This is a genomic window from Nocardia sp. NPDC052566, from assembly GCF_044547285.1.
Taxonomy (GTDB): domain Bacteria; phylum Actinomycetota; class Actinomycetes; order Mycobacteriales; family Mycobacteriaceae; genus Nocardia.
On record NZ_JBIUAF010000005.1, the window covers coordinates 168,605 to 192,122 of the forward strand.

Consider the following 23,518-nt stretch of genomic DNA (forward strand, 5'->3'; position numbering starts at 1 on the left):
ATCGGATCGCTAGCACCGTGACTAATATGACGACGGACCCACGTAAATTGCCGGGAGTTGTCTATGGCCGAGACGGACCCGCGCTTGAGCGCGGCGACCATCGTGCCCACCGTGCTCGCCAGACTGGTTGCGGTGGCCGAGGACCGTGGCTATCCCACCGCGCCCTGGTTCGCCGGGACCGGAATCACCGCACGCCACCTCACCTCGCCGGGCTTTCTGATGTCATTTCGGCAGGTCGCGGCGATCTTGCGCCGCGCGCTGCGGGCACTGCCCGCCGCCGCGCCGTGGGGCATGATGACCGGCGCGCGCGACCTCGACGTGGCGTTCGGACTGGTCGGGTTGGCCATGAAATCCTGCCGGACCTTCGGTGACGCGGTCATGCTCGGACTCGAACTACATCAGGTCGGCGGCAGCATGCTCGACTACACCGTCGAATACTTCGACGAACGCGTCGGCGTCCGCTTCTACGAGCGCACGCCCGATCCGGAATTGCTGTGTTTTCTCTGCGAAGAGGCACTGACCATCGCCGTCATGTTCTGCCGCGCGATGGCCAGGCTCGACGAATCCCCCACCGAAATCCAGGTGCGATATCCAGCACCGCCCTACGCCGACGAATATCGCCGTCTCTTCCGCTGCCCGATCCGCTTCGAATCCGACGTCACCCGAATTATTTTCGCCGCCCACCTGCTCGACCACCCCCTTTCGACCCATAACGAAGCCAGCCTCGCCGCAACCCTCGACGCCTGCCACCGACTCCTCAACGGCCGCGACACCGCGCCCCGCGACATCGTCGCCGTCGTCGAAACCCTGCTCACCGAGAACCTGCGTCACCCGCTCACGATGTCCCAGGTCGCCACCCGCCTCTCTCTGACCGAGCGCACCCTGCGCAGGCAACTCGCCGACGCGGGCGCCCGATTCAACGACCTGCGCGACACCGTCCGCCGCCGCCGGGCCGCCCACCTCATCCTCGAAACCCAGATGACCATCGCCGACATCGCCACCGAACTCGGCTTCACCGACCAACGCGAGTTCCGCCGCGCCTACCTCCGCTGGCACGGCGAGCCACCCACCACGACCCGCCGCAACCGCCACTGACCCAGCCCACATCCCGCGAAATGCCGTCCAGCCAGGCGATTAGTCGTCTCGCCACTCCCTGAGGTAATCTCTTCGAGCGCCCACAAAGGCGCAAACGGGCTGTGGCGCAGCTTGGTAGCGCACCTGACTGGGGGTCAGGTGGTCGCAGGTTCAAATCCTGTCAGCCCGACAGAAAACCCCTCCCGACCTCGGTCGGGAGGGGTTTTTGTTACCTGCCCCGGTGACCGGATTCGAGGCTGCTCCACAGAAACGTCACACTTTGCCTCCTCCGCCGCCGGTAGCCCACCGCTCGAGCACCTCACGGTTGTCGGGCACCGTCTCGGGGATATCGATGTAGTGCTGTTTGGCCACCTCCTTGGTGTTGCCGAGCTGGCGGGCGGCCCGCTCCGGGTCGTCGTAGAAGTTGTCGACCTCGGTGCCCACGCCTCGGCGGAAGGTTCGCGGTGTCACCCAATCGAACTCGCTGCCACGGGCAGCGCGCCATGGCCTGCCGAAGTTGGTCGGGCTTCGTGGCGTGCCGTTGCGCGAGGGATACAGGAGCCGGTCCGGGTTGGGCCTGCCGGAGGATTTCAGATCGGCGATGGTGTGATGGATCGCGTCGATCGAATGTGGGGGCAGCAGGAACCGACGCCAACTGTTATCGGTTTTCGGAAACGGTTTCCGCACCCATCTGCCGCGCCCTTTCCCGCGCACCTCGATCAGCGTCCCTGTGACGTCGAGGTACGGGTCCGGGCACTCGATGTCGATCTCGTCCAGTAGGACCGCGAACGCCTCGTGTGGGCGCATACCGGTGCCGGTGATGACGTCGATGACCCACACCAGCGTCCAATCCCGCCTCGGCCCCGACCGATACGCCGGAGTGCCTGGGATCGCCTCGCCCCGAGCCCAGGTACGCACCTGTGCCCGGAACGCGGGCAGCGCCCGCTGGTCCTTGACTTTCCCGCGAGCGCGGTTCTTACGCCTGGTGAATGCGGCTACTCCGTCGATCGGGTTGATGTCGATTGCGCCGTGCCGCACTGCGATGGCCATCATCGCTTTCAGGATGATCTTGTGCTGCTTGGCTTTCCGCCGCAGCCCCAGCGAGACCAGCCGCTTGAGATGGCGGTCCAGCTCGCCAGCCGTGGCTTGCCAGACCTGGAGATGGCCCACTGAGTTCTCGATTTTGACCGTGCCAGGTTTCGCTCGTTTATCGTCGGAGACGTAGATCTCGCGGCGGTAGTCCTCGATGTTCCCCTCGGTGTACGAGTCGTCGCCCCGAAGTTCGGTGAGAAGCTCGGCGGCCAGGTCGATCAGTTTGGTATTACGAGTAATTCGCGAAATACCATGAACTTCTTGATAGTCACGCATCGCCTCGGCGAGCTTGTTACGAGCGTCGTCGGCGCTTTCACCGAATCGCGCGATCTGTTTCGAACCAGTCGAGCCGTAGTAGCGCACCGTGGTTCGGAACGAACCGTTCTTCTGCTTCCTGGGTTCAGTGGGTTTCCCGAACGTGCCGATCGGCTTGGGTAGCCTGCTCATCGGTCAGAGCCTTTATTCCCAGGCCGCAGGACATTCAGGGCATGATTGTGACGCATCGTTTTGTACTCCCGTAGATATGCATCCGGTGCTTCGAATACTTAGCCCTGACGGAATGTCGGCGACGTCCGGCAGATTATTGGAACTTCTCACGGATATTGTCTGGACAACTCACAACCTTGCCATCTCTCATATCCGCGAAGCCGCCGGCATAGGCAAGGACGAAGACCCCAAGAAGATGTACAGCCGGTGGGAAGATTTATGGCGACAAGCAAGGCAGCTTGAATCCACGCTGATCCAGCAGACACGAGCAGAGCTCAATCTCCTCTAGCCATGCTGCTTTGACGGCAGCCGTGACGAATCGAGCGAAGTCAACAAGACCGGTGGCGAGATCGTTCTACGATCAAGGTATGTCAGTTACTGGAATCGAAAGCGCACGCCATAAGCTCGATCGCGCGGCTTACCACCTGGCTGACCTGGCTGCGCGTGTGGAGGTGTTCACCGAGGAACACCCGATTGAGGTCCACGCCCTGTGGCAGCCCAGCACCACTCACCCCGGGGAGGTGGACTGCCAAGCGATCGCTGTTACCGAGCCATCCGACGTGCCGGAGGTCTGGTCGCTGATTACCGGCGATGCCTTGACTTGCATCCGGGCCGCATTAGATCACGCGGTTTACCCACACGCCTGGCAGTTCCAAATCTTGCTTAGCGCTGTGGATCAGAAAGGTAATCCCGTTGCACCAAAGCCTGTTCACTCGCCTGCGGTTACAGCCGTCATTGAACAGTGCCAGCCGTATCATTGGCCGTCCGCACACCACCAACCCCTCGGCGTACTAACGGAGCTGGTGAACGAAGATAAGCACCGTCAGCTGCTAGTTACAAACGGATTCTCCGCGCAGATCCAAATTGTCGCACCGGACGGGATACGTCATAACACACGAGGATCCTCAGAGCGGCGCAAATCTCGAAAAAGGCAGTGTGATAACGCGGTTCAGGCTGGCGCAGACCGGAGTCGGACCCTTCGAGTTTCAATACCAGAAGCACTTGCGCGTAACACCTGTTATCGATATCCCGAAGACAACGGACTACCGCGAGTTGATACCTGAACTACAGACTATCCACCGCTACGTCACAGACATTATCGACCAGCTCGAGGCGGCTGGCCTTTCGTAGCTCTCGCTGATGCGCGCATATAGGCAACTATGTTCCCACGCACGATCACGTACCCCCATCTTGTCGGTAGCTGCGACGGTCGTGGTGTTACCGGTGCCGATGCTGGGCTCTACCGGCTCCGGCTCACCCGGGGCAATCAACGCCCCACCGCGGCGTTGATTACCACGGTCAGGGTCGAATATGCCCCCTTCGACATTCCGCTGGGGAAGGTGCGTCTGCTGGATGCCTTGAAAGCAGCGGACACGCTGACCGATGACGCCAGGTTGGCACCGTGTCGGAGGATCTCATGGAAGCTCGTGGGCGCCACATCAACGATTGCAGCGTGCCGCGCCGATGCGCAGTTACGCTTCCTGCGTGGTCATGTGGCGTGGCATCAGGCTCGGTCTCGCTGAACTAGCCACCGAGGACAAGGAGGTCGGGTGGACGTCGGGCAGGATCCTCGCCACATTCCAGCGCCGGACAACACTGGGACCGAGACGGAGAAGCGGTTTGCGTTTCAGGCGCAAGTGGCCGTGCGGTATGCCATAGAAATGTTGGGTGGCTACCCCATCGATAATGTGACGTGCGAACACATCGAAGACGTCGTGGTGGCCCGCACGTTGGGCACGCACCATGGCGGCGACACGACTTTGTGGGATTTTCAGCAGGTCAAATCCCGTGAGCCCAACGAGCCTTGGACGCTGCTGCGGATAGGTGACTCCAAGGCTCTGCACAGCCTCCTTCGAACAGATCGTGTTCTCCGACAGGCCAATTCGGAAGGCTCGGTTTTAACTTATCGTCTCACTGTGGCGATCGAAGGGAAACTCGCTGCCAGGGAACCTTCGTTTCGTGACGTCGCGCGCAGTGACGGCAAGCGAGAATCCAGCATCCGCGCCAGGCTCGGATCGAAACTCAAGGATCTCGACGCCGATCCCGAGGAGCTGAGCGACTTTCTTTCCCGTATCTACATCGTCGAGCTCCCGCTGCGTGGTGAGCTCGAGCGAGACAATCGAGACGCGCTGGGGGGACTGGCCGAGCATCTGACCATCGCCGAGGTATGGCAATTTCACCAGACCCTGTCCGACCTGGTGCGCTCGGCCATGGTGGAGCGCCTGGGCCCGCGGTGGCAACTGTTCGTTACCCGGCCAGACCCTGCGGAGGTGATCCTTCGAAAACGGCTGACCCGGCAGACACTTGCCGCCATAGCAGTTCGGTTGCTGCCTCCTGAGCTGTTGGATTTTCTCCAGGCCAGCCAGAGTGCGGACTATCAGCATCCCTACGGTCTGATGGAGACGAGCTGTCCAACTCGACTGTCGGATGTTCGAGTCCCGCAAAGGATCTCGATCGTCGCGAGCAGTGAAACACTGCCCGAAACCTGCCTTGGGCAGGACGCGCTGTGCATGCTGACTGCCGGACCAGGTGGCGGTAAGACGAGCCTCCTGCGCGCGATTCAGGCACGCTCGGCAGCGCAATGGCTGGCGGGAGTTGAAACGCAGCCGCTGGCTCTCACGGTCAACGCCACGGCGCTGACTCCGCTTCGACCCCTCGGCGCCGCTCTCGCCTCGGCGGCAAACGAATCCCTGTCGCGGCTCGGACTCGGGCGCACGCTTGGTGAGGGGTTCTTCCGAACAGCGCCGCGGCCCGGCACCAGATGGCTCGTCCTAGTCGACGGAATCGACGAGATTACCGACCCCGAACTCCGCAGGGAAGTCCTCCAGTGGATCGTGCAATGCACTGATCGCCAACCTGCCGTTCACTCCTTCGTCGTGGCCGGACGACCGATATCCGATGCCGAGCGCAAGCTCCTGGGTACCGTTCCCGAATATCGACTCGACCAGTTCTCCACCGACGATTTACGCAGCGCAGTGCAGGGATGGTTTCGCCAACTCGGAATCCCTCGCCCCGACACCTCGGCGGACGCGTTCATTGCAGCGCTGAGCTCTGTCGGGATGTCCAAACTGGCGCGAACACCACTGATGACCTCCCTTCTGTGCCAGGTTTATTCGATGAATCCGGACGGTGTGATACCCGACAGCAGAAATGCACTTTATTCGAGCTTCGTGGACCTCCTGCACGAACGAATGCACAGTCGAGGGCCATCCGGATTCCGCACGCAGAGCGAGTACCTGACGCAGCGATTCGGCCCGACCGTGTCGAAACATGTCGAATCGCTCATGAGTGGACTGCTCGATCTCATCGGACAAATGGCCGCAGAAGACGAATCGCGACCGGTCGATCCACTGATATATATCCGCCCTGCGAGGCCCGAATACCTCCCCGACCACAGTGTCGAGGCGTGGATCACGCTGATATCGCGGAGCCCGGCAGGCGAACGTCCACCTGCCATCACACGCAAAATGTGGACGGACTTCATTGTTTCCGCGTTGACCAGATGCGGCCTCCTCGTCCGCGAAGGCGACCGACTCGAGTTCGCACACAAGACAATGCAGGAATACTGCGCCGCACGGTGGGCCATGCGCACGCCACAGGCCTACGAGCAGGAACTGGACAGGACCCTCCATCGATGGATTCACAACGGAGGATCGAATCCCTGGGGGGCACCATTGGAGACGGTGTCCTACATCAGCTTCCTGATAGAAGCCGACCAATCGCCCCTACACGACATTGCTCACCGGAAGCTGTACGACAACGTCACCCGCGAAAGTCTGCATTGCTGTCTACTCGTCGCAATGATCAACCGCTTCGGATCCCTCGAACCCGAAAGTTGGCAACCTCTCATCGAGAAAGCGATCCACTCGACGAGGGCCGTCGTCGAGCTCGAGGAAGAAGATCCAACAACGCGAGTCTGGGCGGCCGAGATTCTTGCCGAGCTCGACGAAGACCCCGGACTTGCCGCGCTGGAATCACTCGCGAAAGAACCAACCCTGGATCGCGAATTCAACGAAGATCCGCACACGCCGGATTTCAGCGTTCGGCTCCAGGCTGCCTTAGCACTGATGCAGTTCGATACTCGCCGCGGAGCCGACGCCTTGATGCAACTCGTGCTTGACGACGAGGACCTCGACCAGTTGGTACGGGTAAGAGCTGCGGAAATCCTGTTCGAAAACTCCGACGAGCATGCCGGAGCAGCGCTGAGCATGCTTGCGAAAGAGAGCTCCTGGTACTACTCGCGTTTCGAGGTCATCACGCTGTACTCGAAAATCGACCGCCACGCGGCCGCAGAGTGTTTGAACGACTTGATAGAGGAGTGGTGCGACCTCATCCCCGAAGAGTGTCAGGACTACGCTCACCTCCTCGCGCAGTGGGGTGACCCCCGTCAACTGCACTTGGTCGAGGACTCACGAAACGAGGACGATATCTGACTGCGGATTGCATGCGGGCCCCAAATCTGGGACCAAGTTGGGACCACACACACTGCACGGCGATACACGCCCCCAGGTCATGCGATCGGCGGACGCGCATGCCCACCGTGCGCGGCGTGCGGAAACTCCCGAATTCGAGTCCTGGGGGTCAGGTGGTCGCAGGTTCAAATCCTGTCAGCCCGACCAGGTCGGGGGCGGTTTCCGCCTCCGACCTGTGCCATTTTGTGGACTAAATGTGGACCACGGGGTGGGTGCCGGGTGTGGCGGGCACAGGGGAAGTCAGCGGGTTCTCCGCGCAGGTCGAGTGGTTTTCGGGGTTCGTCCTATGCGCGCGTGGCGGTCTTGGTGCGCGGCATCGGCCGCTGGTCCCCGCGAGGGTGCTGGACGGTTGCTTGTCGCCGCGTGCGGGGCTTACCCTTCTAGGGCACCCGTTTTGTCGGGGTTTCCCGGTAACCGCAGTGGCGGAGCCGGAGGTAGCGCCAGCTTGTAGACATTCGAGCGCGTCCGTCCTTATTGTGGTCGATTCTCCGTGGTGTTGCCCGGCATCGACACCTGGCAGCTGGTCATCAACACGGCCACCACGATCGTCACCTTCCTGCTCGTGCTGCAGAACACCCAATCTCGATCCGATGAAGCGTCGCAACAGAAACTCGACCGGCATCGAAGGGAACTGGCCGAGGCCGTCGGCGTCGAAACTCGAGAATCTGCCTGAACCACCGGGATCGTGGACCGCCCTCGGGCCGAGGTTCAACCGCCCTCTGCCGCTGAGAATCGAGGCAGCCGGGGGCGGGGTTGAGCACCGACCATGCGCAGGCACAGGTCGGTGTACTTTGCTGCCAGCGCCTGCGGGTCGCGGTGACCGCGGGCCGGAAACCAGCGGCTCACGTCGATGCCGAGTGAGGTGATGGCGAGGACCGCCGCGTCGACGTCGGGGGCGTCGAAATCGCCAGCCTCGCAACCGGTTTTCACGATATCGAGGAAGATCTTCGACGTCGCTCGGCGGATCGCCGCGATCTGCTTGAACGACTCTTCCGACAGCGAGCGCAGCTCATACTGCACCACCCGCGCCTGGGCGTGATTGTCCGCGTGGAACCGGACGAAGGCAGCGAAGGTCGCGGCCAGTCTCTGCCCAGGTGTCGCCTGCGGCGAATCGGCCTCGGCCAGTACCGAAAGCACGGCCCGGTGCCCTTCCAGGGCGATGGCGAACAGCAGAGATTCCTTCGTCTTGTAGTGCGGATACACCGCTCCCGGGCTGAGCCCAAGGCGCGCCGCGATGTCGCGCATGGATGTCTCGCCATAGCCGCGGGCCGCGAACATCTCGGTTGCCGCCGCCCGGATCCGCGCGGCGGCACGGGATGTCCCGACCGCGTCGTCGGCTCGCGTTCGGGTGCTCATCGCGTTCGCCTTCCTACCTCATGCGCCGGGACCTCGGTTGACAAGCCGTCGGCGTCACGCACATCATATGCGATCGTATAGAAAATATGCGATCGTATAGTTGTCGCCGAAGAAGCCGGTCGGCTTGTCGGTGTGAACTGTTCTCCTCCAAAGGATTACGCCTATGCCTGAACTACTGGCTCGTCGCGACGTCGATTTCTTGCTGTACGAATGGCTCGACGTCACCGCGCTGACCGCCCGCTCCCGGTTCGCCGAGCACTCCAAAGAGACCTTCGACGCCGTGCTGGACCTCAGCGCGGATCTCGCCGAGAAGTATTTCGCCCCGCACAACAAGCTCTCCGACGCGAACGAACCGACGATGCGGCCCGACGGCACCGTGCAGATCATCGGGGAGGTGCGGACCGCGCTGCAGGCTTTCACCGAAGCCGGAATGATGGCAGGCGAATTCGATGAACGCCTCGGCGGCATGCAGTTGCCCAGTACCGTCGCCAGGGCGGCCATGGCGTGGTTCCACGCCGCGAACATCGCAACGGCCGGCTACCCCTTCCTGACCATCGCGAACGCGAATCTCCTCGCCCACCACGGGTCCGAGCAGCAGGTGAACGATTACGTGCGCCCCATGCTCGAAGGCCGCTACTTCGGGACGATGTGCCTGTCGGAGCCACAGGCCGGATCCTCGCTGGCCGACATCACCACGCGCGCGGTCCCGCAGGCCGACGGCACCTACCGGCTGTTCGGCACCAAGATGTGGATCTCCGGCGGCGATCACGAACTCAGCGAGAACATCGTGCATCTGGTGCTGGCGAAGGCGCCGGGCGGCGGTGCCGGCGTCAAAGGGATCTCACTGTTCATCGTGCCCAAATATCTTCCGGGACAAGGCGAACGCAACGACGTCGCACTGATGGGCCTCAACCACAAAATGGGGTGCCGAGGCACCACCAACACCATGTTGGCCTTCGGCGACGGCACCTACACACCGCAGGGCAGCGCGGGCGCGATCGGTTTCCTCGTCGGCGAAGAACACCGCGGGCTGTCCTACATGTTTCACATGATGAACGAGGCCCGCATCGGTGTCGGGTTCGCCGCCACCGCCCTCGGCTACGTCGCGTATCTGAAGTCGTTGGAGTACGCGAAGGTTCGCACGCAGGGCCGCCCGGCGGGCGCCAAGGACGCGGTGGCACCGGTTCCGATCGTCGAGCATGCCGACGTCCGGCGAATGCTGTTGGCGCAGAAGTCCTATGTCGAGGGTGCGCTGGCGTTGGTGCTGTATTGCGCCCGATTGGTGGATGAGCAGACCACGGCCGAGTCTGACGCGGCGCGCGAGGCGGCGCTGCTGCTCGACGTGCTGACGCCGGTCACCAAGAGTTGGCCGTCCGAATGGTGCTTGCGCGCCAACGATCTCGCGATCCAAGTGCACGGGGGTTACGGCTACACCCGTGACTACGATGTCGAACAGCACTACCGAGACAACCGGCTCAACCCGATCCACGAGGGCACCACCGGCGTGCAGGGCCTGGACCTGTTGGGCCGCAAGGTCACCATGGCCGACGGCGCGGGTCTGCGGCTACTCGGGACCAGGATCGCGGCAACGGTCGAGCGGGCTGTGCGTTGCGGCGGGGACATCGAACTGCACGCGCGGCATCTGGCAGCGGTCTGGTCCGCGCTCGTCGCTGTCACCGACCGGCTGACCAGCGTCGGCGAACCCGCGGTCGGGCTGGCGAATTCCACGCCCTACCTGCAGGCCTTCGGCCACACGGTGCTCGCGTGGCTGTGGCTGGAACAATTGCTCGCCGTCGGCACCAAACAAGGCGCCTTCTACGACGGGAAGCGCCAAGCCGCCCGCTATTTCTTCGTGTACGAACTCCCTAGCGTGACAACGACGTTGAACATATTGTCGATGCTCGATACCACGGTCCTCGACACCGACCCCGCCTGGCTCTGAGGCAAAGGGACATCATGAGCGTTCTCAATCTGTTCGCCGCATTGGTCGCCTGCGGGTGGCTATGTGACCGGACAGACGATCGTCGTCGACGGCGGCCTGACCATCACATAGCCGACGGCTGAGTGAGCCAGTGCCGCAACGCCCACCACTGATGCGTGGTCTCGACGACACCGGCATTCTCGGCGCCGGTCAAGACATGGCCGGTGAGTTCGCCGAAGCGCCGCAACCGGTATTTGACGGTGTTGGTGTGAATGTGCAGCGTGGCCGCGGTCGGTTCGATGCGGCGCCGATGATCGAGGTAGGCCAGCGCGGTCTCGGCGAGGTCGCGATGGAACTGGTCTTCGAGGTCGAGGTCGGCCAGCAGCCCTGCCGTCAGGATCTGCCCGAGTTCCGGCTGGGCATGGATCGCGGTGAGCAGCGCCAGGCCGGGCAGTTCGCGAAGTCCCGCCAGCCCGGCCGCACGCCCCGCGGGTAGCGCCTGCCGGGCGAGCCGATAGAGCGGGCCCACCTGTGCGGGACGCACCGCGGGGGTGCTCACGAGCAGCGGGCACTCGTCGTCCAGTGTCGGCAACTGGACGACGAGTGCCGCGAGCCGTCCGTCGACCAGGCCGCACAACCCCGGCCCCGCCGAGGTCAGCGTGATCGCCAACTGCTGTGCGTGGGCCGGATCGCTGATATCGCTGACCACGCAGTGGTAGGCGCTCGACGCGACCAACGGGGCACACGACACGACCGGCTCGCCGTGCAGAAGCTGTCGCAGAGTTTGGGTTTCGCGCTCGGTCCGGGTGCGCGCCAGCTCGAGCTCGGTCTCGCGGTGGGCATGCAGAATGCGCTGCACCACCGCGGTACTGACGTCGTCGAGTCCGAGGACGACATCGATCAGCACCCGCGACGGCACCCCCAGGGAGTCGCCGTGATCCAACAACAGCCGCATCAAACAGGACCGACTCGCCTGCACCCCGTCCAGCACGGCCGCCGCCGTCACCCCCTGCCGAGCCCGCTCCGAGCCCAAGCGCTCCGCCGCCGCCAGCACCTCCGCCCCGGGCCGGTCACCGTCGGTGATGATGCCGCCGACCAACACCTCGCTGTGCCGCCGCGTCTCCTCCTCCGGCAACGTGGCCACCTGCGGCGACGCCGCCCGCGCGACCCGCACGACCGTCCCTATCATCTCCCCGAACACGGCAGGCTCCCTGACCCGTTCGATCAACCGCGCCCTGGCCTGCTCGGCATTCAGCTCTTCCACGATCACTCCATCTCACCCGAGCAGCCGCTGTCGGTTTCGGACAATCGCCGCCATCGCCACTGTCCGCGACAGCCTAGAGGGCCGTCCACCTCGACTGCTGTAGTTGAACACCCATCACCAGTCGACGCTGACAGCGAAGGAAACGAGTGGCCGAGAACGACATTGTGGCCGCCGGGATCGTCCGGCAGCGCACCGCACTGGCGGCGGGGGACCTGACCTCGACCGAGCTGATCGCCGCCACCATGGACGCCATCGATCGAGCTTCCGGCTTGGCGGCATTCACCACGGTGCTGCGGGACGCCGCGCTGGGCGAGGCCGCCGCGCGGGACCGGCAGCGTAGCGCGGGTGCGCCGCTCGGGCCCTTGCACGGCATCCCGGTCGCGATCAAGGACGAGCTCGACGTAGCCGGTGCGGTGACAACATTCGGCACCCGCGCCAATCGCACACCTGCGCGGGCCGACGCCGAGGTGGTACGCCGATTGCGGAATGCCGGGGCGGTGATCGTGGGCAAGACCGCCATGAGCGAGTTCGGGCAATGGCCGTATACCGAATCGAGCACCTTCGGCCTCACCCGCAATCCCTGGGACCCGACGCGGACGCCGGGCGGGTCGAGTGGCGGTTCGGCGGCGGCGGTGGCGGCCGGTCTGGTGCCCGTGGCGATCGGAGGGGACGGCGGTGGATCCATTCGGATCCCCGCCGCCTGCTGCGGGCTGTTCGGACTGAAACCGCAACGAGGCAGGGTCACCGCGGCGCCGATGGAGTCGCTGTGGTGTGCCCTGGGTACAACTGGACCGCTCACCCACACCGTGCTCGACAGCGCCATCGTCTACGACGTGATCCGCGGCGCCACACCCGGCGACCGCTTCCGCGCTCCGGACCCGGAGATCTCGTTCACCGACGCCGCGCGAAAGACGCCGCGCCCGTTACGAATCGGGTATTCCGCGAAGACGACCACGCCCCTGGTCACCTCAGACCCCGAGCATGTGCGGGCGCTGGAGAACACCGCCGTATTGCTTGCCGACCTCGGGCACCAGGTCGAGGAATTCTCACCGCGTTACCCCGACACGACTGCCGTGCTACTGGCCCAGGCGTTTGCGGGAGTTCGGGCCGAGGCGAACGCCATGGAGCATCCCGAACTGCTCGAACGGCGTACCCGCCACTGCCTGCGGCTCGGCATCTGGGCGCGCAAACCGGTCGCGGAGTGGGCGATCCGAACCGGAGAGGCGTTGGCGCACAAGCTCAATCGGGTGTTCGAGCGCTACGACCTGCTGCTGACACCGACGATCGCCCATCGCCCGCCACCGGTCGGCGTGCTGGACGGTAAGGGCAGCGTAGCCGCGATCATCGCGGGCTTTCCGATGATCACCTATGCCGCGATCTGGAACGTCGCAGGCAACCCGGCCGCCTCCGTTCCGGTAGGGATCGCCGGCGATGGTCTGCCGCTTGCCGTGCAACTGGTCGGGCCGCCCGGTGGTGAGACGCTCATCCTGCCGGTGGCGGCGCAAATCGAAAGCGCCAACCCCTTCTCGAAACCACTCTGGAGACACCCATGACGCCGCAGCCGCCACCCGCTGGATCAGAACAGCGAAAACTCCGTCAGCTCATGGCCGCCGCGCTGGTCGGGAGTTCGATCGAGGCCTATGACTTCCTGATCTACGGCACCGCCGCCGCGCTGGTCTTCGGCGAGGTGTTCTTCCCGAACTCCTCGTCGCTGATGGGAACATTGCTGTCGTTCAGCACATTCTGGGTCGGCTTCCTCGCCAGGCCCTTGGGCGGGTTGATCTTCGGACACGTGGGCGACACCTTCGGCCGCAAACCCGCACTCGTCGCCTGCCTGGCGCTGATCGCGGTCGCCACCTGCGCCATCGGCCTGCTGCCGACCGCGGCCACGATCGGTGTGGCCGCGCCGATCCTGTTGCTGGTCTTGCGTTTTCTGCAAGGCCTCGCGGCGGGCGGCCATTGGGGCGGGGTCACCCTGCTGCTCACCGAGACCACCCGCCCGGATCGCAAAGGACGCGCGGGCACCTTCTCCCAATTGGGCACACCCTTCGGCCTGCTCCTCGGCACCGGCGCCTTCCTGCTGGTGGGCGGGCTCGTCCGCGGCCAGGACTTCCTGGCCTGGGGATGGCGAATTCCGTTCCTGGCCAGCGCCTTGCTGATACCGGTTGTGCTGTTCATCCAACTGCGCATCGAGGACTCCCCCGAGTTCCGCCGCCTGCAGAAGCGCGCCGCCGACCCGGCCACCGCCCGCGCCAAGGCGCCCATTCTCGAAGTGGTACGCAAACATCCGCGCCGGGTGCTGCTCGGCGCCGGCCTGCTGTGCGGCGGCAACGCCACCTTCTACACCAGCGTCGCCGCCGTCCTCGACTACGGCGTGCGTGAGCTCGGACTGACCCGCAACGAACTGCTGATGGTGTCATTGGCGGTCTCGGCCGCGGCCATTCCGGTCATCCACATCGCGGGATCGCTGTCGGACCGGTACGGTCGCCGTCCGATCATGCTGGCAGGCGCGGTGATCATGACCGTCTGGGCGTTCCCGTATTTCTGGCTGGTCGACACCGGCTCGATCGTCTCGATTCTGATCGCGGGCCTGGTCGGCACCAGCCTCGGCGCCGCCATGGTGTTCGGGCCGCTGGCGGCGTATCTGACCGAACTGTTCGAACCCCGGATCCGGTATTCCGGTATCACCCTGGCCTATCAGCTGGCCTCGATCGTGGTCAGTGGCGGCACGCCATTCCTGATGACCGCGCTGCCGGCTGCCACCGGCGGTACAGCGGCCCTCTCCGGATTCCTCATGCTCATGGCGGTGTGCACGCTGGGCTGTGCGTGGGCGCTTCCGGAAACCGTGCCACGCCGACTTGCCGCAGCCGAAGACGCCGCCGCAGTTCCGGTCCAGCTCTGACCATCCGGACACCGTCACCCACCCCTCGTCAACCCGGGAGACCCTATGCCCAATGTGGCCGATTCCCTGTGGCAGCACGCCGCCGAACGCCCCGACGCCGTCGCGTTGCGCACCAGGGATAGACAGCTCACCTATCGCGAATTGGCCCGCCGCTGCGCCACTTTCGGTGGCACGCTCGCCGACGCCGGTGTTACCGCGGGCGATCGGGTCCTGCTCGTGGCACCCACGGTCCCGGAATTCGCCGTCGCCTATCTGGGGACGCAGCTCATCGGGGCGATCGCCATCACCATGAACACCATGGCCACCGTGCCCGAAATCGGTTATGTGCTAGATGATTCCGGCGCACAGGTAGCCATCGCGTGGCACGACGCGCAGGTGGCGACCCGGCGGGCCGCCACCGAACGACAGCTGACCTTCCGGTCGCTGGCGCCCGGCGAGAGTCCCGAAACCGCGAAACCGGTGAGCGCGCCGACGCCTCGGCATCGCGCGGATACCGCCGCACTGCTCTACACCTCCGGCACCACCGGCCAACCCAAAGGTGTCGAGCTGACCGTCGGCAATCTGATCGACGCCGCACGGATTTTCGCCGAGCAGTTCGCCCTCGGTCCCGGCGAGCGATTCGGCACCGGGCTGCCGTTGTTCCACATCTTCGGACAAGCGGTCTGTCTGCTGCCGTCCCTGCACGCCGGGGGCTCGCTGTCGATGCTCGCGCCGTTCGCACCGCGGGCCATGATCGATCTGATCCGCTACCACCGGCTCACCGTCGTCGCCGGCGTGCCGACGATGTGGAATGCCATGCTGCACAACAACGATGGCTACGGGCCGGAACACTTCGACAGCCTTCGACTCGCAGCATCCGGCGGCGCCGCACTGCCCAGTGACGTACTCCACGCCTTCTCGCGGCGTTTCGGCTGCACCATCCTCGAGGGCTACGGACTCACTGAAACCACCGCCGTTGGCACGTTCAACTCCGCGCGTGAACAACGAACGGGATCAGTGGGCACCGTCCTGCCGGGGGTGTCGCTCGAGATCCGCGACCTCGACGGCCACGCACTACCAGCCGACACGGTCGGCGAGATCTTCCTGCACGGCCCCAACATCATGAAGGGCTACTGGCACCGACCCGACGCGACCACCGACACACTCGCCGACGGCTGGTTGAAAACCGGCGACCTCGGCCGCACCGACGCCGACGGCTATCTCTACATCGTCGACCGCGCAAAGGATCTCATCATCCGCGGCGGTTACAACGTCTACCCCGCCGAGGTCGAGAACGTCCTCTACCAGCATCCCGACATCATCGAAGTCGCGGTGATCGGCGTGCCCGACGATCACTACGGTGAGGAGGTCGCTGCGGTCGTCGCGACCACCCCCGGCGTCTACCTGGAGCCGACCCAGCTGCGGGCATGGGCCAAGCAACGACTGTCGGCCTACAAGGTGCCGCACCGATTCGCCTTCGTAGACCACCTCCCCAAAGGCGCCACCGGCAAGATCCTCAAACGCGCCCTCGACTGGGACAGCCTGAATCATGCATCGGGCCACGAGGTTCGGTAGATGACCCATGCGGCGCGGGCGGACAACCGATCACCACGGCGTCGGTGGGGCCGCCCGCTGCTCGCCGGCGTGGTCGTTCTCTGGGCGGTGATCGTCGTGCTGGTCGTGGCGATCGTCCTGTCGCCCACGCTGCCGACCACCTGGGCCTGGGCGGTGTCACTGCTCGCGACCTCCTACTCGCTGTACATGACCGCGACGGAGGTCTTCGCCACCGTGGACGGACAGCCGCTGCGGCTGGATGTCCGCCGCCCCGAGCGACCCAGAGCCGGTGGGCCCGCGATCGTGTACGTACACGGCGGTGGCTGGACCATGGGCGGGCGCAACGAAGTGACCCAACGACTGCAGTGGTTCGTCGACAGCTGGACCGCCCAGGTCGGCTACGGCGTGCTCGACCAGTTCCTGAGCACCTACACCCGATAGCCGGTTGTCGGATATCGACAAACGCCGACGCCACAACTGGCCTCGATCGTCCTAGAGAACAGCATCGGCCCTCCGGTTCAGTGGATCACCGATAAGAACAGCCGCAACAGATCACGGAGGTTGTCATGACAGACACCGACACGTTCTTCGAGGCAGCCATCGCGGGCCTACCGCAGCCGCCGACGTTCGCCACCCTCGACGACGAACGCCTGCACCGCAAGCGACGACTGGCCGCCGCGCTGCGGTTGTTCGGCAAGTTCGGCTTCGAAGAGGGCGTGGCCGGGCACATCACCGCACGCGACCCGGAGCTCACCGACCACTTCTGGGTCAACCCGTTCGGCATGTCGTTCAAGCACATTCGCGTGCGGGATCTGGTCCTGGTCAACCATCACGGCACAGTCGTCGAGGGCGGGCTTGCGGTGAACGAGGCCGCGTTCGCGATCCATTCCCAGGTGCACCTGGCCCGTCCGGACGTGGTCGCCGCCTGCCACAGCCACTCCATTCATGGCCGCGCGCTCTCGGCGCTCGGCGACATGCTAGAGCCGATCACCCAGGACGCCTGCGCCTTCTACAAAGACCACGGCCTGTTCGACGACTACACCGGCGTGGTCACCGATCTGGAAGAAGGCAAGCGCATCGCAGTCGCCCTCGGCGCCGCGAAGGCCGTCATCCTGCGCAATCACGGCCTGCTGACGGTAGGCGACACTGTCGACGCCGCTGCCTGGTGGTTCATCACCATGGAACGCTCCTGCCAGGTCCAACTCCTGGCCAAGGCGGCAGGCGAGCCCGTACTGATCGACCCCGACAGCGCCGCGCTGACCCACCAGCAGGTCGGAGGCAGTCTCGCCGGGTGGATCCAATTCCAGCCGCTCTACGAGCAGATCACCCGCGAACAACCCGACCTGCTCGACTGACACCGCCGCAAACATCGCTACCAGAACATATTCCAACGAAAGGACAACGACGTGACCACGATCGAAGGCGAGTGTGACGAGCGATTCGCCGCGGTACGGAATGCTTTCGAGGCGTCGTTGAGGGAGGGGGAGGGCGGCGCCTCGGCGGCGGTGTTCCTCGACGGCGAACCGGTGGTGGACCTGTGGGGTGGGTACGTCGATCAAGCACGCACGCGCCGCTGGGAACACGACACCCTGGTCAACGTCTTTTCGACATCCAAGACCATGACCAACCTGTGCGCGCTCCTCCTCGCCGACCGCGGCGAGATCGACCTGTACGCACCGGTGGCACGGTACTGGCCGGAGTTCGCCGCCGCAGGCAAAGGCGACGTGCAGGTGCGGCATCTGCTGTCGCACACCTCCGGCCTGGCAGGCTGGGATCAGCCGCTGCTGGCGCCCGAGCAGCTCTACGACTGGGAGTTGTGTACCGGCAGCCTGGCCAGGCAGGCCCCGTGGTGGGAGCCGGGCACCACATCGGGTTACCACGTACTCTCCCAAGGCTTTCTGGTCGGAGAGGTAATCCGGCGCGTCACCGGGCACAGCGTCGGAGCGTTCTTCGCCGACCAGGTGGCCGGACCACTCGGCGCAGACTTCCACCTCGGCCTGCCTGCCGAACACGACCACCGCGTCGCCATCCCGTTCCGCACCACGCCGCTGTCCCTCACCCCGGAACAACAACGCCAGAGCGGGAAACTCGTCGGGGAACCCAACATCCTCGCCCAGCCCGACATGGTGAGCACCCGTGCGTGGCGAGCCGCCGACATCCCGGCAGGCAACGGTCACGGCAACGCCCGCTCGGTCGCCGCCGTCCAATCGGTGCTGGCCTGCGGTGGCCAGGTCCGTGGTGTGCGGCTGCTGTCCGAACGTGGCTGCCAGGCGGTGTTCGACCAGCAGTCCAACGGCCGTGACCTGGTACTGGACCGGCAGCTCCGATTCGGCATGGGATACGCCCTCGCCGAGGGCGAACTCCCGGCGGCGGGCCCGCGCTCCTGCTATTGGGGCGGCGCGGGCGGCTCCCTGGTCTTCCTCGATCTCGACGCCCGGATGGTCGTCGCCTACGTGATGAACCACATGATCTCCACCGGCGGCCTCAACACCACCGGCGACAATCGCGCGACCAGCCTGGTGGTCGCCGCCTATGACGCCATCGGCGTCCGGTCCTCGACGAAATGAGCAATCATGAGTCCCAAACGCAGTGCGCTTGCCGCGACCGGGGTGATCGTCCTGTTATCGGGGGCCGTTGCCTGTTCGAAGGATGACGAGCCACCGCCTGATCCACGCGGTGAGGTGGTGGCGCATCCATCGATATGCTCCGTGCGGCCCGCGCCGTCACCCGGAGCAAGCAGCGTGAGTTGGACCCCGCCGTTGAGGCGTTCCAGCAGCCCTACGCCGCCACCGTCGAGGGTCTATTCGACGGACAGGAGCGCGGCTCAACTCGGTTCTGCCAGTGATGGATTTACCAAGATCGTCAACCGCGCCTCGACCGAGGCGGCACAGCACTGCCGAAAGGAAATGACCACATGACATCCGCCCCGGTGATCAACCCGGCGACCGAACAGGTGATCACGACGGTCGAGATGGCCGATTTGGCCACCACCGACGCGGTGATCGAGCGTGCGCACCGGGCGTGGGCGGACTGGCGCGCGGTCGCGCCGGGCGACCGGGCTCGTCTGCTGCGTCGTTTCGCCGAGGCGGTCGACGCCGAGCGGGAGCATCTCGCCGAGCTGGAGGTCGCCAACGCAGGCCACCCGATCGGGATCGCACGTTTGGAGGCCGCGCATGTCCCCGACGTGCTGCAGTTCGCCGCAGGCATGCCTGAACGTCTACTAGGCCAACAGATTCCGGTCGACGGTGGCATCGACATCACCTTTCACGAACCGCTCGGCGTGGTCGGGGTGATCACGGCGTGGAACTTCCCGATGCCGATCGCGGTGTGGGCGTTCGCGCCCGCACTCGCCGCGGGCAACACGGTCGTGCTCAAACCGGCTGAGCTGACTCCGCTCACGTCGATTCGCTTGGGCGAACTCGCGGTGGAGGCGGGCCTGCCCGAGGGTGTTTTCCAGGTCCTGCCCGGTACCGGCCCGGTGGTGGGGCAACGGTTCGTCACCCACCCCTTGGTGCGCAAGGTCGTCTTCACCGGCTCTACCGCGGTCGGCAAGCAGATCATGGCGGGCTGCGCCGAACAGGTGAAGCGCGTAACCCTCGAATTGGGCGGTAAGAGCGCCAATATCGTCTTCGAGGACGCGGATGTGGCACGGGCAGCCGCCGTCGCACCGTACGGCATTTTCGTGAACTCGGGCCAGGACTGCTGCGCACGATCGCGAATCCTGGTGCAGCGCAGCATCTTCGATCGCTTTCTGGAACTGCTGGAGCCAGCCGTGCAGGGATTCCGGGTCGGCGATCCGACCGATGAAGCTACCGAGATGGGCCCGCTGATCTCGGCCGCGCACCGCGCCCGAGTAGCCGGATTCCTCGAACCGTCCACCAAGGTCGCCTGCACCGGCGACAGCCCCGACGGACCCGGATTCTGGTACCCGCCAACGGTTGTACTTCCGTCCGGACCCACCGACCGGGTGGTCACCGAGGAGATCTTCGGGCCCGTCGCCGCAGTGCTGCCGTTCGACGACGAAGCCGACGCCATCCGCATCGCCAACGACACCGAATACGGCCTGTCCGGCACGGTATGGACCAGCGACGTCGGCCGGGCACTGCGGGTATCGCGCGCCGTCGAGACCGGCACCATATCGGTGAATTCGCGCCACCAGACCCGGTATTGGGCTCCGTTCGGGGGATTCAAACAATCCGGCCTCGGCCGCGAACTCGGTCCGGATGCCGCGCTGGCGTTCACCGAAACCAAAAACGTCTTCATCGCGACCGACTAGACCATGACCTTGTCCCGAGAAATGCCCGAGTCCCTCTATCGAGACCTGGACCGGCTCACCGAAAAGATCGAACCGCAGGCCATCGCCTGGCGACACCACCTGCATCAGCACCCGGAACTGCCGAACCGGGAGAAGAACACCGCGGCGTTCATCGCCGAACAACTGAACACGCTGGGGCTGGACGAGATTCGGTCCGGCATCGCCGGTCATGGCGTGGTCGGTGTGCTGCGCGGCGGCCTACCGGGCGAGCGGGTGATGGCCCTGCGCGCCGATATCGACGCGCTGCCGGTCCGGGAAACCGCCGAGGTTCCCTTCGCCTCCACCGTCGTCGACACCAACTATCCCGGCGGACCATTCCCCGTGGCACACGCCTGCGGACACGACTGCCACACCGCCATGCTGTTGGGTGCCGCGAGTGTTCTTGCCCAAGTACGGGAACAGCTTTCGGGTACGGTGTTGTTCGTTTTCCAGCCGGCCGAGGAGGGGCCGCCGGTCGGCGAGACCGGCGGTGCGGCGCAGATGCTCGCCGAGAACGCGCTCACCGATCCGGCCCCGACCATGGTCTACGGCCATCACGTGTCGCCGTATCCCCTCAGTTACGTGGGATACCGCGCGGGCAATCAGTTCGGTGCCTCGTGCATGGTCAAGATCGTGGTGTCCGGTAAACAGGTCCACGGCTCCACCCCATGGCAAGGCATCGATCCGATGCCCGCGGCGGCGGACATCATCTCCGCGACCGGTCAGCTCTATCGGCAGATCGACGCGTTCGCACCGGTCACCGTCTCCATCGGCCACGTCGAAGATGCGGGGCGGTTCAACATCATCGGCGAAACGGTCACCCTGTGGGGCACCGTCCGCAGCCTCGCTCAGCCGACCATGCACCAGACCAGGCAGCTGCTCGAACGTACCGCCGCCCACATCGCCCCCGCCTACGGCTGCACCGCCGAAACCAGCTTCCTGCAACCAGTTCCGGCGGTACACAATCAACCGCAGTGGATCGAGGCGGCCTTGCCGACCCTCGGCCGAGTCGCGCACCGACTGGTAGAGGTCCCTCCGACACTCGGCTACGACGACGTATCCCATTTCCTCGACGCCTACGGCGGGCTGTACGTGCTCCTCGGCGCACAGGACACACGCCTGGTCGACGGCCACCCCCAACCGATTCCTGGCGGACGCGGCCTCGCCTACAACCACAACCCCGCCTTCTACGCCGACGACGCGGTCCTGGCCACCGGAATACGACTGCACACCCACGTCACGGTCGACCACCTCACCGGAAAGATCACCGCGCACCGTGCGGACGCACGGAGGACCTGAGCGGCCAGGTCTGCGATCGGCAGCGCCGGACCATCCCAGTGGTGGTCCGGCGCTACGACATCGGATCCGTTGTCAGGTCCGGGTGGAGGTCCTCGGTGGCAGTCCGAGGTCGTGGCGGGGGTTGCCGACCACGATGCCGCCGATCCCGAAGCGGATGTCAGTTCCGAGGATTACAGCCGATTCGAATACCACGATTCCGTCGTGCCGGTGGTGTCGTAATGACGAAGGCGTGACCAGTTGTGGAGTACATGAGTGCGCATGGATGCCGAAATGGCTGGTTCGGATTTGACGACGAGCACCGCCCGATGCCCTGGCTGACTTGTCGACCAAATCTGGCGAAAACCGCACAGGTCTACGACTGTCGGCTGCCAGAGGGAAGGGCTCTGGCGCACTTTGGTGATGCGCCGTACTCGGATGGCGTACCTCGGGTGCCGAATTGGTGCAGCGGACCAGCGGGTTGAGTGCGATCGCCGCAACCCGCACCGGCAAATCACGAGAACAGCTGTGACACAGAGCATCCCGCGGGCAGCGACGCTCCTACTGCCGAGCGCACACCCGCGGAGCGGACTCGTTACTACCCAGCAGCCGGAAATAGTTCTGCCCCAAGGCGATATCGCGGAACGCCTCGTCTCCCAGCTCCTTGTTGATGCGGCTGGTGACGTTGAGCTCCTCTTCGTAGACCGCGTAGTCTTTGTTGTCCGACGCGACGAAGTCCGTTCCCGGGATCGCGCGCGTCGGGTGGCGGTCCAGGAAGGCCGCATACTTCGCCCGCGCTCCGGGCTTGCTGAAGTACTCGTCTTCGAGCACACGCCAACTCAAATCCACTGTGAGGTTGGGGTGTTGGTCGAGCATCCGCTCGACGGTGCCGATATGGGCGTCGGGATCCACGGTCGTCAGTTCCTTGGACAGGCCCATGTGCGCCCAGACGATCTTGTTGTTCGGGTAGAGGCTCAGGATCTCCTCCATCAGGTGGAGGTATCTCGTCGGTTCGGCGTTTTCTCCGAGATCCGAGTGGAGGGTGATCGGAATGTCACGGTCCTGCAGCACCTTCATGAACGGCGCCCAGAGCACGACATTGACGGGATTCACAGGCTCGCCATGGTTGGGGAACAGCGCCTGTTTGACGACGTTCACCTCGCCCGCCCACTGGAACATTCCGGGAAATTCCCTGTCGTACAGGGCGATTCCGTCCGGGATCGTCTCCGGCCTGGTGAGGTCCATGAAGGTCATCGACAGCGTCAGCGAGGGATCGTCCGGCTTGGATTGCAGCCAGTTCGTAACATTGGCGAGGTCGTTGCGCATGCTCGACTTCACGGGGGTGCCCGGGCAGTCGAGATAGTACGTACAGCTCGAATCCAGCGGCAGCGTCTGCCCGATGCCGTATATGGTGGCCCGGCGGATACCTGCTTTGCGCAGATAGCGCGTGAGCTCGTCGAACGCGATCGCCCCGCCACCGAAGGGACGTGCGTGGAAGTGGCTGTCGACCCGCGAGGTGTACGGTTCGCGCGCCCGGTCGAAACAATCGGCTGCCCCGGCCGACCCGGCCGCGGTCACGGATGTCGCGAGAGCGACCACCACCGCCGTCAGCACGTGGCCGATCGGGCCGAGCTTCTCGCGGAGATCTCCGATGGCCATGGATAGCGGTTTAGCACAGCTGACAGTCGATCTGTCACGAGTTTCCGCAATCCCCGGAGTGTCGCGGCCACAACGTGTTCGAGGTGAAATACGGCCGACCAACTAGTGGCGGTCAGCAGCAGACCGGTATCCGGGGCGTACCAGCGACAGGCCGCCACCCACTTGCAGGTCGGCTTCCATACGTGGTTGT

At 64.8% G+C, this 23,518-nt stretch carries 16 protein-coding genes, 1 tRNA gene and 1 pseudogene; 14 read left to right on the top strand and 4 right to left on the bottom strand.

What is annotated here, in order from left to right:
• Positions 1–63: 63 nt before the first annotated feature.
• Entirely contained in the window at positions 64–1,095 is a 1,032-nt protein-coding gene (locus ACIG5A_RS25725) for an AraC family transcriptional regulator (protein ID WP_397244312.1), read from the top strand.
• A gap of 95 nt (positions 1,096–1,190) precedes the next feature.
• Positions 1,191–1,264: transfer RNA gene (locus tag ACIG5A_RS25730), tRNA-Pro, on the top strand.
• An 83-nt stretch (positions 1,265–1,347) separates the two neighbouring features.
• On the opposite strand, the gene xerC is transcribed toward ACIG5A_RS25730, so the two are convergent.
• A complete protein-coding gene (xerC, locus tag ACIG5A_RS25735; protein ID WP_397244314.1) occupies positions 1,348–2,613 on the bottom strand; it encodes a tyrosine recombinase XerC in 1,266 nt (421 codons plus the stop codon).
• Positions 2,614–2,725: 112 nt separating this feature from the next.
• Between xerC and ACIG5A_RS25740 the strand changes: the two genes are divergently transcribed.
• From ACIG5A_RS25740 to ACIG5A_RS25750, 3 genes and pseudogenes are all read left to right on the top strand, one after another.
• Positions 2,726–2,941 carry a hypothetical protein gene (locus ACIG5A_RS25740; RefSeq protein WP_397244316.1) on the top strand — a complete coding sequence of 72 codons (216 nt, stop codon included), beginning with the start codon at positions 2,726–2,728 and terminating at the stop codon, positions 2,939–2,941.
• Between the two features lie 1,261 nt (positions 2,942–4,202).
• Positions 4,203–7,085, top strand: a complete 2,883-nt coding sequence (locus ACIG5A_RS25745; RefSeq protein ID WP_397244318.1) for a dsDNA nuclease domain-containing protein — start codon at positions 4,203–4,205, stop codon at positions 7,083–7,085.
• A gap of 544 nt (positions 7,086–7,629) precedes the next feature.
• Positions 7,630–7,797, top strand: a pseudogene (locus ACIG5A_RS25750) (low affinity iron permease family protein); the annotation flags it as partial.
• A 35-nt stretch (positions 7,798–7,832) separates the two neighbouring features.
• On the opposite strand, the gene ACIG5A_RS25755 reads toward ACIG5A_RS25750, so the two are convergent.
• On the bottom strand, positions 7,833–8,480 hold the full coding sequence (locus ACIG5A_RS25755) for a TetR/AcrR family transcriptional regulator (protein ID WP_397244320.1): 648 nt from the start codon (positions 8,478–8,480) through the stop codon (positions 7,833–7,835).
• Between the two features lie 163 nt (positions 8,481–8,643).
• On the opposite strand from ACIG5A_RS25755, the gene ACIG5A_RS25760 reads away from it, so the two are divergent.
• On the top strand, positions 8,644–10,422 hold the full coding sequence (locus ACIG5A_RS25760; protein ID WP_397244322.1) for an acyl-CoA dehydrogenase: 1,779 nt from the start codon (positions 8,644–8,646) through the stop codon (positions 10,420–10,422).
• 103 nt (positions 10,423–10,525) lie between these two features.
• On the opposite strand, the gene ACIG5A_RS25765 is transcribed toward ACIG5A_RS25760, so the two are convergent.
• Positions 10,526–11,665 carry a helix-turn-helix domain-containing protein gene (locus tag ACIG5A_RS25765; RefSeq protein WP_397244324.1) on the bottom strand — a complete coding sequence of 380 codons (1,140 nt, stop codon included), beginning with the start codon at positions 11,663–11,665 and terminating at the stop codon, positions 10,526–10,528.
• Positions 11,666–11,811: 146 nt separating this feature from the next.
• On the opposite strand from ACIG5A_RS25765, the gene ACIG5A_RS25770 reads away from it, so the two are divergent.
• The 8 genes from ACIG5A_RS25770 to ACIG5A_RS25805 all read left to right on the top strand — a co-directional run bounded on the left by ACIG5A_RS25770 (position 11,812) and on the right by ACIG5A_RS25805 (position 21,693).
• Positions 11,812–13,218, top strand: a complete 1,407-nt coding sequence (locus ACIG5A_RS25770; RefSeq protein WP_397244326.1) for an amidase — start codon at positions 11,812–11,814, stop codon at positions 13,216–13,218.
• Positions 13,215–14,567 carry an MFS transporter gene (locus tag ACIG5A_RS25775; RefSeq protein WP_397244328.1) on the top strand — a complete coding sequence of 451 codons (1,353 nt, stop codon included), beginning with the start codon at positions 13,215–13,217 and terminating at the stop codon, positions 14,565–14,567. Before ACIG5A_RS25770 ends, ACIG5A_RS25775 begins: the two co-directional genes overlap by 4 nt.
• Before the next feature lie 45 nt (positions 14,568–14,612).
• Complete coding sequence (locus ACIG5A_RS25780) at positions 14,613–16,121, top strand: class I adenylate-forming enzyme family protein (RefSeq protein ID WP_397244330.1); 1,509 nt, start codon at positions 14,613–14,615, stop codon at positions 16,119–16,121.
• Positions 16,122–16,541: a hypothetical protein gene (locus ACIG5A_RS25785; protein ID WP_397244332.1), complete on the top strand. Its 420-nt coding sequence runs from the start codon at positions 16,122–16,124 to the stop codon at positions 16,539–16,541. It begins immediately after the preceding gene.
• Positions 16,542–16,666: 125 nt separating this feature from the next.
• Positions 16,667–17,455 (top strand): class II aldolase/adducin family protein, encoded by a 789-nt coding sequence (locus tag ACIG5A_RS25790; RefSeq protein ID WP_397244334.1) that lies wholly within the window; start codon positions 16,667–16,669, stop codon positions 17,453–17,455.
• A 51-nt stretch (positions 17,456–17,506) separates the two neighbouring features.
• A complete protein-coding gene (locus tag ACIG5A_RS25795) occupies positions 17,507–18,667 on the top strand; it encodes a serine hydrolase domain-containing protein (protein ID WP_397244336.1) in 1,161 nt (386 codons plus the stop codon).
• A gap of 347 nt (positions 18,668–19,014) precedes the next feature.
• The gene (locus ACIG5A_RS25800) at positions 19,015–20,376 is read left to right on the top strand and encodes an aldehyde dehydrogenase family protein (RefSeq protein ID WP_397244338.1); all 1,362 of its coding nucleotides are present in this window, start codon (positions 19,015–19,017) and stop codon (positions 20,374–20,376) included.
• A 3-nt stretch (positions 20,377–20,379) separates the two neighbouring features.
• Positions 20,380–21,693 (top strand): M20 family metallopeptidase, encoded by a 1,314-nt coding sequence (locus tag ACIG5A_RS25805; RefSeq protein ID WP_397244340.1) that lies wholly within the window; start codon positions 20,380–20,382, stop codon positions 21,691–21,693.
• Between the two features lie 537 nt (positions 21,694–22,230).
• Here ACIG5A_RS25805 and ACIG5A_RS25810 read toward each other — a convergent pair.
• Positions 22,231–23,283, bottom strand: a complete 1,053-nt coding sequence (locus tag ACIG5A_RS25810) for an amidohydrolase family protein (RefSeq protein WP_397244342.1) — start codon at positions 23,281–23,283, stop codon at positions 22,231–22,233.
• Between the last annotated feature and the right edge of the window lie 235 nt (positions 23,284–23,518).